This window comes from Leptolyngbya sp. AS-A5 (assembly GCF_039962495.1).
Classification (GTDB): Bacteria; Cyanobacteriota; Cyanobacteriia; order Leptolyngbyales; family Leptolyngbyaceae; genus Leptolyngbya.
Window position 1 is genome coordinate 1 of the sequence record NZ_JAMPLL010000084.1, and the last position, 1,557, is coordinate 1,557.

Consider the following 1,557-nt stretch of genomic DNA (forward strand, 5'->3'; position numbering starts at 1 on the left):
CAACATGGAGAGTTTGATCCTGGCTCAGGATGAACGCTGGCGGTATGCTTAACACATGCAAGTCGAACGGAAGACTTCGGTCTTTAGTGGCGGACGGGTGAGTAACGCGTGAGAACATGCCTTTAGATTGGGGACAACAGTTGGAAACGACTGCTAATACCGAATGTGCCGAAAGGTGAAAGATTTATTGTCTAAAGATTGGCTCGCGTCAGATTAGGTAGTTGGAGTGGTAACGGCACACCAAGCCTACGATCTGTACTTGGTCTGAGAGGATGACCAGGCACACTGGAACTGAGACACGGTCCAGACTCCTACGGGAGGCAGCAGTGGGGAATTTTCCGCAATGGGCGCAAGCCTGACGGAGCAATACCGCGTGAGGGAGGAAGCCTTTTGGGGTGTAAACCTCTTTTATTAGGGAAGAATTGATGACGGTACCTAATGAATCAGCATCGGCTAACTCCGTGCCAGCAGCCGCGGTAATACGGAGGATGCAAGCGTTATCCGGAATCATTGGGCGTAAAGCGTCCGTAGGTGGCTTTATAAGTCTTTTGTCAAATCGTGCAGCTTAACTGCATACGGGCGGAGGAAACTATAGAGCTAGAGTGCGATAGGGGTTACAGGAATTCCCAGTGTAGCGGTGAAATGCGTAGATATTGGGAAGAACACCAGCGGCGAAAGCGTGTGACTGGGTCTGCACTGACACTGAGGGACGAAAGCTAGGGGAGCGAAAGGGATTAGATACCCCTGTAGTCCTAGCCGTAAACGATGACAACTAGGTGTGGTTCGTATCGACCCGAGCCGTGCCGTAGCCAACGCGTTAAGTTGTCCGCCTGGGGAGTACGCACGCAAGTGTGAAACTCAAAGGAATTGACGGGGGCCCGCACAAGCGGTGGAGTATGTGGTTTAATTCGATGCAACGCGAAGAACCTTACCAAGGCTTGACATCCTCGGAACCCTCTTGAAAGGGAGGGGTGCCTTCGGGAACCGAGAGACAGGTGGTGCATGGCTGTCGTCAGCTCGTGTCGTGAGATGTTGGGTTAAGTCCCGCAACGAGCGCAACCCACGTTTTTAGTTGCCAGCATTTAGTTGGGCACTCTAGAGAGACTGCCGGTGACAAACCGGAGGAAGGTGTGGATGACGTCAAGTCAGCATGCCCCATACGCCTTGGGCTACACACGTACTACAATGCGTTGGACAAAGAGCCGCCAGCCCGCGAGGGTGAGCCAATCTCATAAACCAACGCTCAGTTCAGATTGCAGGCTGCAACTCGCCTGCATGAAGGCGGAATCGCTAGTAATCGCAGGTCAGCATACTGCGGTGAATACGTTCCCGGGCCTTGTACACACCGCCCGTCACACCATGGGAGTTGGTCACGCCCGAAGTCGTTACTCTAACCGTTCGCGGAGGAGGATGCCGAAGGTGGGGCTGATGACTGGGGTGAAGTCGTAACAAGGTAGCCGTACCGGAAGGTGTGGCTGGATCACCTCCTTAAAGGGAGACCTACCCCTTCTTGTTTGAGCGCTGTCTCAAGCAGAAGTTGGTCATCTCAAGGTCGGT

General features: G+C 53.5%; 1 rRNA gene. It reads left to right on the top strand.

From position 1 onward, the window contains the following. Position 1 precedes the first annotated feature (1 nt). Positions 2-1,491: ribosomal RNA gene (locus NC980_RS26255) — 16S ribosomal RNA — on the top strand. Positions 1,492-1,557 lie beyond the last annotated feature (66 nt).